Genomic DNA, 9,275 nt, shown 5'->3' on the forward strand with positions numbered 1-9,275 from the left:
GGAATGAACCAACAGAGCGCACCACATTCTCATCAGAATGAAGAGATTTCGCGCACCTCAGCAGAGGGCTGTTCTCAGGCTAAATCTTAGTTCGTGGAACAGCAGGAAAACCGATCGTCGCGCCATTGTGGCTACTCAAAGATCGCCTCGGCGCTTTTCATATAGATCCCATGCAACGTCCGCCATCGCCAGAAGCACATCTTTCTCGCTCCATCCAGCCGCAGCGGCGGCTCGAACTATTTCATCGACGATAGGCAGCAATTGACGTCGGCACTCGCTTGAAATCTCATCTGTGCCGTTCTCCAGAGGCGGATCACTAAATTTGAATTCTACCATTCTCACTCTCACAGGATTACTATATGCTAGGTATCACATTGCTAATGTAAAATAAATTGGAAGAATGCGTGAGAGCTTTTTCCAGGCGGTCCCCAGTCAGACTACCGCTATGCTGTAACCAATCCAACTTTGATCACAATCCCTGACCTCGTATCACTCGACTGCTCACCGAGTACGCTGCGAACGATACCAGAGAAAATAGAAACTATTCTGCTATTCGAACCGACCAGCCGGCGAAGCCTGGCGGTAAATACCTAAACAGCGGTGCTCCGAGGCTGCTCGATAGCAGAAATCGCGATCGACGCAGTCGGCCTGATTGTCGCCGAAGCGATCGATAAGACGCATTTCGTCGACCGCCAGGAACCGCTGAGGAAGCGGCCGTCACTCCTTAACCACTTCGAACCGTCTTGAGTGCCGAGGTCGCATTGAAAGTAGGAATGAATTTATCTATGGGAAAGCATGTGCGGGTTGTCTGCCTTCCAGGAAGCCCGCGATATAGAAACCTGCCTCGAACCTTTCTCCTATTTGGTCCAACAAACTATGCCTGCAGACCGCAGCTTCGCCACGAGCCACCTTCGTATTCAATATCGCCCCATCGAAGCCCTTTACGTTGGAATAAGATATCTCAAAGATCGGTCGGATAAGACCCTCCTTCCTGAACTCGGGATTGCAGTCTCAAACGAAAGGCCCAATCGGCGTTCCTGAAAGGAATCGAACTTATGACCCGGCAATTGCCGGGAATGTCGGCTTGCGAATACGAGGCTTTACGCACTGAACCTTTGCAGTGGTCGAGCCGGTGAAGTTCAACAACAACTCGACGTTCAATCCGGGAACCGCAAAGGCGGCTATGGCCTCGCGCAGCTTGTGAAGTTCTTTGATCTCGCACAGTGCTGGCCTACACCAACAAGTAGCGGTCGAAACCGAAGATGAAGACCAACCGCAAGAGGATTGGCTAGAAACGGCGGGGTCGCAAGCCGAGAGAGCGGACGGATTTCCTGAACGATCCAGCGGTGGTTGCGCGCCGCGAGAAAGCGCTGTCACAGCAGCAGGCTGCGGAGTGAGGCGTCGATCACGTAGTCTCAAAACCAAAGGGGGGTGCCACACTCGCCCCGATCTGATCTTGCAAGCGGGATCAGATCGGGGCTGCTCGTCATGCCGTATGGCGGCCCAAGTGGACACTTCTGCTTTGCATCCACCATCAGTCAGTCAAAGCGCTCAATCCCCACAGCGCTTGTGGACGCGTTGAAAATTTGGGATTTCAGAGCACGCAGATGTGATACTCCAACGAAACCTGATTGCTGCCACCGAGGAAATGGATGCTCTCCACATTTCGAGGAATGAAGATCGTCGGCTCCGGGTGCGCTGTGCCGGAAACGAGATTGCTGTCGACAGACATCGACATCCGTCTTGGGCGGCCTCCGGGCTGGACCGAGCAACATGTGGGTATCGCGTCACGCTATATTTGCCAGACCGAGGACCAGATAGATCTTGCTGAAATGGCAGCAGGGCGAGCACTGGCTACCGCTGGATATGCGGCAACCGATGTCGACCTGCTGATTTTCGCGGCGGCCGTCCCCTATCAGTCCATTCCCGCAACAGCACCACTCCTGCAGAGACGGCTGGGCATTCCGGATGGGCGCTGTGCCGCCTTCGACGTCAACTCGACTTGCCTCAGCTTTCTGACGGCGAGCGACATAGCCGCCTCATTCCTCGCGGGCGGCAATTACAAGTGCTGTCTGGTCGTCTCCTCGGAAATTTCCTCTCGTGGCCTGCCCTGGGATACGGATCCGATGGTTGCCTCCCTGTTCGGCGATGGCGCCGCAGCCGCACTGCTCGCTCCGGGAGACGGAACGGCGGGCGTTGTTGCTGCCCGCATGGAAACCTATCCATCCGGCTACGAAGACTGCGCGCTGGGTGCCGGCGGCACGCGATATGATTTTCATAGAGATCCCGAGGCGTTTGCGCGTCACGCGGTGTTCGAAATGGATGGGCGCGCGCTTTTCCGCCACACGATTTCCTATTTCGAGAAATTTCTCGAACGTCTGCTTGAGGCGGCCGGATGGCGTCGGGATGAGGTCGATCTCGTCATTCCGCACCAGGCGAGCCCCATCGCCCTGGCGCATCTGGCCGACCGATGCGGCTTCGGCTCGCAGTGCATCGTCAATATCATGCGGAACCACGGTAACCAGATTGCTGCGTCCATCCCAACCGCGCTTGATCTCGCGCGTTCATCCGGCCGGCTGACAGACGGCATGAAGATGCTCATGCTGGGCACCTCGGCGGGACTGTCATTTGGCGGCCTTGCCATGATCGTTTGATTTTCATGCGGGTGATCGTCAGCGGCGCAACGGGATTTCTGGGGAACAGGCTCTGTGCCTTCTTGCAGGAGAATGGCCACGAGGTGATCGGCCTTGGCCGAAATGTCGACAAGGGCCGTCATCTGGAAGCTCGCGGAACGCGGTTTGTCAGCGTCGATGTCAGTGCATCGCCAAGCGAATCCATGCTGAAAAAGCTCGGCCACGCCGATGTCTTCGTACATGCGGCCGGGCTCTCTTCGGCCTGGGGATCGAGAGCAACTTTCTTGCAGGCGAACGTTGCAGGCACCCGCCATGCGCTGACGATGGCCAGAGCGGCGGGTGTGCGCCGCTTCGTCTTCATCTCTTCACCCAGTGTCACTTTCCGGTTTTCAGATCAGGCGGACTTGCGCGAAGACACCCACCTTCCCATACCCGTCAACGCCTATGCAGAAAGCAAGCAAATCGCTGAACGCGACGTGCTTGCCGCCTCCGATCTTTCCCCGATCATCTTGCGGCCCCGTGCCATCTACGGCCGCGGCGACGTAGCGCTACTGCCGCGGCTAATCAGGGCGGCGGAAAAGGGCCCGCTTCCTTTCCTGCGCGGCGGCAGAGCTTCCACCAATCTCACCTATGTCGACGATGTCGTGCGGGGAATCGTTTGCGCGATGGACGCACCCCAGGAGATCGCGGGCCGTACCTACAACATTGCCGGAGATGAAGCGTTGCCGTTGCGCCTCATTATCGAAAGCGCAGCGGCAAGGGCCGGGATCAAGGTGCGATGGCGGGCCATTCCTTGGCCATTAGCCTTGGGCGCAGCCCGGCTGGCAGAGGCGGTGGCGCTGCTGCGGCCCGACAAGCCGGAACCGGTGATGACAGCTTATGCGCTCGGCACTCTCGCCTTCACACAGACGTTAGATATCTCCGCCGCGCAGCGGGAGATCGGCTTCAAGCCGCAAATCCGTTTTGAGCAGGGGCTGCATCGAACATTCGGTGGAGGCTTGACGCCGTGAGTGATCCCTTATTCTTCAACAGCGCCGTCGTGCGGGCGCCGGAACGCCTGGTTCTCCGAGGCGGTCGATGGGCCTTCGTCGATATCCCGGTGCGCTATGGTCTGTGGCCTCATCCGCAATTCGGACCCGTGCTGATTGACACGGGATACACAAACCGTGTCACCGAGGGCCACACGCGCCGCCTGACCATGAAACTCTACAGTGCTATCTTGAGGCCGCGCCTGATCGAGGCAGCGTCCCCCATCACAAATTTAAAGAGTCGTGGGATCGCGCCGACGGATGTCAGCCATATCATCGTCACGCATTTCCATGCCGATCACATTGCCGCTCTGGCCGACTTTCCGAAAGCTCGTTTTCTGGCAGACAGCGTGGCCTACGAGACGCTGTCCGCCATGACCTCGAGTCAGCAACTGCACAACGGCTTTTTTCCGGAATTGTTGCCAACGGATTTTCGCGAGCGGCTGATTTCGATCGACAGCCGACCATCTGTGACCATCCCCTATGGTCTGGGCAGCGGCTACGACCTCTTTGCCGATGGCTCCTGCCTTGCCGTGCCGCTGCCCGGCCATGCGCTCGGGCATTTCGGGCTGCTTTGGCCAGACACATCGCCGCCGTTGCTTTATGCAACCGATACACAATGGCTGCGACGGGCGATCATTGAAAACCGCGCGCCGTCAGGGCCAGCACAGTTGATCTACAGCGACCGAAATGCGGCAGGGATCTCGATGAAAAAGGTCAGGCAATTCGCCGATCAAGGTGGCAGGGTTGTGCTCTGCCACGAGCCATACGATCACACCGCTGGCGGCGGGGCCCGACAATGAGGCGCGTCTGTCAGCATTTGCCTATTATCCGGCTGGTCTGTTCATTTGCGCGCACGCGCTTACTTGCAAGGCGCTTGAAGACGCGGGCCGACGTCGAGGCATGGCAACGACGACGCATCGGCCGGTGGCTGCGTGACGCGGTGGGTTCGACGGATTTTTATCGCGGTGGAAACCTCGAAAGTCTCTATGAATTGCCGATCGTCGACAAGACACTCGTAATGGCGGCTTTCGAGCGGTTCAACAGCGCCGGACTATCCAGTGCCGAAGGCTGGCGGATGTTCAACAGCGGTCAGCAACGAAAGGGATATGTCGTCGGCGCCAGCACCGGCACCAGTGGCAATCGCGGATTGTTCGTCATCACAAACGCCGAGCGATACGAATGGCTGGGCGTGGTGCTCGGCAAACTATTGCCTGCGTTTCCGTTTGAAAAAGCGCGGATCGCGCTGATCCTGCCGCTGCATACGACGCTTTATGACTCTGCCAATCGGACCCGACGACTCAATCTCAAATTCTTCGATCTGCGTCGCGGCTTGGCCGCGATCGCACAGGAAATTGTCGGCTTTGCACCGGACACGATTATTGCGCCGCCGAAAGTCCTGCGCTGGCTGGCTGAACAGGACCGCACGCTGGCGCCGAGACGGCTCTTCAGCGCTGCCGAAGTTCTCGATTCCGTCGACCGTGAGATCATCGAGAGACGCTACCAAGTGCGGCTCGGCGAGATCTACATGGCAACCGAAGGCCTGCTCGCCACCAGTTGCGCCCATGGTACCTTGCATCTGGCCGAGGATGTCATGCATTTTGAACTGCAGCCGGTGCCAGATAGCGACCTCGTTTCACCGGTTATTTCAGACTTTACCCGCCAGACACAAGTCATCGCCCGTTATCGGATGAATGACCTGCTGCGCATGCAGCCAGATGCCTGCCCCTGCGGCTCGCCGCTGCGTGCCGTCGCCGAGGTCATTGGCCGCAGCGATGACATTTTCGAACTACCGGGGGCGCCGAACGTCGGGACTGTCCAAGTCACGCCAGACGTGCTTCGCAACGCGATTCTCGATTCCGATCGAAGTATCAAGGATTTTCGCCTTATCCAGATCGACCACAACGACCTGCGTTTGCTGTTACCGGATACAGTTTCACCGGCCGCCGCAACCGCCGCCGAAATGGCGCTCACGCGACTCCTGCAGAATATTGGCACCCAGCCCCGTGTCTCGGTTGCGCGACAGACCTTGTCACCGCCGATCGTCAAGCTGCGCCGGGTTGAGCGGCGGTGGCGTACGGCAAGGAGCTGCGAATGAAGACCGTTCTGATCACCGGCGCGCGTGCACCCGTCGCACTGCATTGGGCGCGACTGCTACACATGGCGGGCCATCGCGTCATCCTTGCCGACAGCCACCGCTTTGCGATGGCGCGGGCAACGCGTTTCAAGACCACCTACGTTCGGCTGCCACAATCCCGCGACAGGCTCGCCGCCTATGCCCGAGCCGTCGAGCGCATGGTCCGGGAGCATGGTTGCGACCTCGTCCTTCCCACCTGCGAGGAAATCTTCTTTCTGGCGGCCGCACGTGACCAGATTGGAGCTGAGATCCCGCTTGTCGCGCCGCCCTTTGCGCTTCTCGCGCGGGTGCACGACAAATACTGCTTCGCCGTGATGGCCAGGGGCTTCGGTGCGGATCCGCCCAAGACGACGTTGCTTGTCGATGCGAGCGACCTTGACGCCTGTCGAACAGCAAGCGAGGAGCTCGTCTTCAAACCTGTCTGGTCGCGCTTTGCCGAGCGGGTCTTGATCAAGCCCAGGTCCTCGGATCTCGATCGACTTCTGCCCTCTCCGACCGATCCATGGGTAGCGCAGACCTTCCTACCTGGCGAGGAACTGTGTTGCTGGGCATTGGCGAAAGACGGAAAAATTCAGGCTTTGCAGGCTTACCGGCCGCTCTACAGAGCGGGGAAAGGCGCAAGCCTTGCATTTGAACCTGTCGCCAACCAGCAAATTCACCGTTTCGTGGCCGGCTTTGTTGCCGCCAATGCATGGACCGGGCAGATTTCCTTCGATTTTCGGCATGACGCACAAGGCCGGCTATCGGTTATCGAATGCAATCCACGTGCAACCAGCGGATTGCATTACTTCAGTGCCTCGGATGGTCTTGCAGAGGCCCTCATTGCCGGCGGTTCGGCGGAAGCGTCGCTCACCGGCCCAATGACCCTGCCGCTGGCAATGCTCTGCTACGGACTGCCGTCGGCAATCCGCAACCGTGCGCTCCGACAATGGTTCAGCGATTTTGGCAACATGGGCGATATTGCAGCTTGGCCCGGCGACCGCTCCATGCTGCAAGCTCAATTGCAGGCATTGGCCGAGATCGTCTGCATCGCAGCCTTGAGACGTACCGGGCTAAAAGCCGCGGCGACAGCCGATATCGAATGGAACGGCGAACCGCTCGGCGGATAAGGAACCCTGCCTCAGAGTTCCATCACCAACACAGCCGGTTTTTCAGCGACCTCCGGTCTCTGTCGAGCGAGAATGGCGTCGATATGCGGACGCATGATGTCAAGCGGCCCGAACATCTGCCGACGCTCGCCAAACAGCCTACGGTTTTTCTCGGCGGCATGGAGAATATGCTGGTCCTGACGCAGGGCGATGCGAAAGAATGGCTTGAACAACAGCGCTTTCAGATAGCCCAGGTTCCGCTGCCGCGGGCCTGAAAGGATGCCGAAGCCATGCACTGTGTCTGCGGTCTCCTGACGTAAGTGAAATGTGGTTGCCAGATTGATCGACTTCGCACCCCAGAATTCCAGTTCCGCGATGCCAGGATAACGAAATCGTCCGATGCTAATCGAACGTTCGCCTTCGAGAAGGCGGCTAACAAGCCCCTCCTGCTTCGGCTCGCCCACGTAGCGTGCCTCTACCCAGCCATCGCCACCGGTCACGGTCACCGTCACCTTATAGCGTTTGGCGCTCAAGCCCCGCAAAATCCCCTTGTGCGTGAAATGCGTGTGCGTCGCATCGAGAATGTTTTCTGCGACCTCAGCCAGCGACGAGGTCACCCGGCTTTCGACCATCATCGAAACCGTATCACCCGCCGCGAGCACGGTCGTGTAGGGATCGTCATTGGCGACTTGCGCCGAAAAGAAGACCAGTCCGTCCTTTTCGCAAACGGCATAGGATGGCACGAGGGTCCGAGGCATCGCTCCGGTCAGGCCGGGCATGGCCTTGCACAGCCCGGCGCCATCGAATTGCCAGCCATGATAGGGGCATTCGATCGCACCACTTACAACGCGGCCGCTCGACAACGGCGCGGAACGATGCGGGCAGATATCGGCAAGACAGTGAAGCCTACCATCCGCACGAAACAGTACGAATGCCCTCCCCCCGGCCAATACCCGCAAGGGCTTGGTCCGGACGGCTTTCGATCTGGCAATTGCGACCCATCCCTCGACTTTATGATCGCTCAAAGCCTGTAGTTCCTCATGATGGGAATGCCTATCTTCTGTAATATCGCCCGCACGAAGGTTGCGGCGGCGCGGCTCTTCCACGACAAGTGCCGATTGTAGATCGCACTATATTCGATCGCGGCAACACCGCCACGGTTTCTCTTAAACGCTGAAGCTCCGGCGCTCATGTTGAATAGAAGCCGGCGCTCCCTGGCACGCCGCAGCCCGATTGCCATCAGGCGGCGATAGAGCCCTGCCGTCATGTCGATTGTCGTGTCATAACCGACCACCGGCGCCGACATGGCATCATCCCTGTCGAAAAATCCGACAATGCCATCCAGGTGTCCATTGCGATTACGAAGGCCGTAAAAGTGCAGGATGCCAGCCTCGTGCATCTGTTGCAGCCATAAGGCCGAGTACTGAGGATTCAAGTAGGTGTATTTTTGGAGGTAAAGTTTGGCGTAGAGGGCCTCAATACGCTCGAAATCCGTGCGCGCGATGTCTCGGTGCTCAACGATGCTGAAATCGGGCTGCGCCAGAAGCAGCATGTCGCGACGTTCATCCCGATGGACCCGCACCGACTCGTTTCGGCAGTCAAACAAATAGACCTGCCGAGCCGGATAGAGCTCATAGCCGCTGGCGCGGAAGGAGGCGAGCGTCTGCGCATCGCTGACGTCGTTGAGCGAACGCCAGACGATCGCCATGTCGGGGTAGGAAATGAGCAGCTGCCGTGTCACCTCGTGGATCTCGGCAACGCCGAGTGCACAGCCGATATTTGTTGCCATTAGCCAGTTATTGGGCTGGACCTGATGATCGAACCCGGTTGCCCGCATCAGGGGCGCCGCCAGCCTCAACAAACCGTCCATTGCTCGTTTCGTGGCCGGGCTTTCGGCCAGATTGCGCAGCTCCTCGCGGGCATAGTCGATATAGGCGACGCTGGGACAGCAAAGATAGCAGGTTGGCGACGAGCCCCGATCGTTGATCGTGACCGGCAAGAGCATCGCGCCGATCTGCAGCGTCGTCACAATCGTATCCAGATTGCCTATTAGTGCCGGCGTGGAGCGGGCCGCGAATGCTCGCTTCATCTCTTCAGCCTGGCGTATTGTCGTGCCCTTTGAAATCATCGCTTCGTAAGTAATGGCCTTTTATCATTCGTGTCATTGCCGCGAGTGATCCGTCTGCTGAGTTTCACAACGCTCCGACCCGTATTTCCACCTGACATTAACCCATCCAGTTTCCGAAAACCCGTTGACGAACATGCTATATCGAGATCGAAGAAGGGTCATGGTGAAATGCAAAACCGGAGATGGGGACGAAAACTTGGACTACCGAGGAGGTAGTTCAAGTTTTCGTCCCCATCCCCAGAAGGTCAAATCAGAGCGGAA

The 9,275-nt window shown here is 58.4% G+C and carries 8 protein-coding genes; 5 read left to right on the forward strand and 3 right to left on the reverse strand.

Translation table 11 applies throughout. The annotated features are described in order from the left end of the window. Positions 1–135: 135 nt before the first annotated feature. Positions 136–336, reverse strand: coding sequence for a hypothetical protein (locus RHSP_RS16760; protein ID WP_037152486.1), 201 nt, complete (start codon positions 334–336; stop codon positions 136–138). 1,379 nt (positions 337–1,715) lie between these two features. Here RHSP_RS16760 and RHSP_RS16765 point away from each other — a divergent pair. From RHSP_RS16765 to RHSP_RS16785, 5 genes are all read left to right on the forward strand, one after another. Next, a complete protein-coding gene (locus RHSP_RS16765; RefSeq protein WP_240535445.1) occupies positions 1,716–2,654 on the forward strand; it encodes a 3-oxoacyl-ACP synthase III family protein in 939 nt (312 codons plus the stop codon). 5 nt (positions 2,655–2,659) lie between these two features. Next, entirely contained in the window at positions 2,660–3,643 is a 984-nt protein-coding gene (locus RHSP_RS16770) for an NAD-dependent epimerase/dehydratase family protein (RefSeq protein ID WP_004119599.1), read from the forward strand. Between the two features lie 89 nt (positions 3,644–3,732). Continuing rightward, positions 3,733–4,464, forward strand: a complete 732-nt coding sequence (locus RHSP_RS16775) for an MBL fold metallo-hydrolase (protein WP_157385361.1) — start codon at positions 3,733–3,735, stop codon at positions 4,462–4,464. Further along, on the forward strand, positions 4,461–5,759 hold the full coding sequence (locus RHSP_RS16780) for a F390 synthetase-related protein (RefSeq protein ID WP_004119605.1): 1,299 nt from the start codon (positions 4,461–4,463) through the stop codon (positions 5,757–5,759). The genes RHSP_RS16775 and RHSP_RS16780 overlap by 4 nt, the downstream gene beginning before the upstream one ends. Continuing rightward, positions 5,756–6,907: an ATP-grasp domain-containing protein gene (locus RHSP_RS16785; RefSeq protein ID WP_004119608.1), complete on the forward strand. Its 1,152-nt coding sequence runs from the start codon at positions 5,756–5,758 to the stop codon at positions 6,905–6,907. Before RHSP_RS16780 ends, RHSP_RS16785 begins: the two co-directional genes overlap by 4 nt. 11 nt (positions 6,908–6,918) lie before the next feature. Here RHSP_RS16785 and RHSP_RS16790 read toward each other — a convergent pair whose 3' ends face one another. Both RHSP_RS16790 and RHSP_RS16795 read right to left on the reverse strand, forming a co-directional pair. Further along, positions 6,919–7,911 carry a Rieske 2Fe-2S domain-containing protein gene (locus tag RHSP_RS16790; protein ID WP_004119610.1) on the reverse strand — a complete coding sequence of 331 codons (993 nt, stop codon included), beginning with the start codon at positions 7,909–7,911 and terminating at the stop codon, positions 6,919–6,921. Beyond that, on the reverse strand, positions 7,908–9,014 hold the full coding sequence (locus RHSP_RS16795; protein ID WP_004119611.1) for a hypothetical protein: 1,107 nt from the start codon (positions 9,012–9,014) through the stop codon (positions 7,908–7,910). The genes RHSP_RS16790 and RHSP_RS16795 overlap by 4 nt, the downstream gene beginning before the upstream one ends. Positions 9,015–9,275 lie beyond the last annotated feature (261 nt).

It is taken from the genome of Rhizobium freirei PRF 81 (assembly GCF_000359745.1).
In the GTDB taxonomy this organism is placed as follows: domain Bacteria; phylum Pseudomonadota; class Alphaproteobacteria; order Rhizobiales; family Rhizobiaceae; genus Rhizobium; species Rhizobium freirei.

Coding starts and splice junctions, on each gene's coding strand:
- RHSP_RS16760 (WP_037152486.1), bottom strand. CDS start 336: ATGGTAGAATTCAAATTTAGTGATCCGCCTCTGGAGAACGGCACAGAT.
- RHSP_RS16770 (WP_004119599.1), top strand. CDS start 2,660: ATGCGGGTGATCGTCAGCGGCGCAACGGGATTTCTGGGGAACAGGCTC.
- RHSP_RS16780 (WP_004119605.1), top strand. CDS start 4,461: ATGAGGCGCGTCTGTCAGCATTTGCCTATTATCCGGCTGGTCTGTTCA.
- RHSP_RS16785 (WP_004119608.1), top strand. CDS start 5,756: ATGAAGACCGTTCTGATCACCGGCGCGCGTGCACCCGTCGCACTGCAT.
- RHSP_RS16795 (WP_004119611.1), bottom strand. CDS start 9,014: ATGATTTCAAAGGGCACGACAATACGCCAGGCTGAAGAGATGAAGCGA.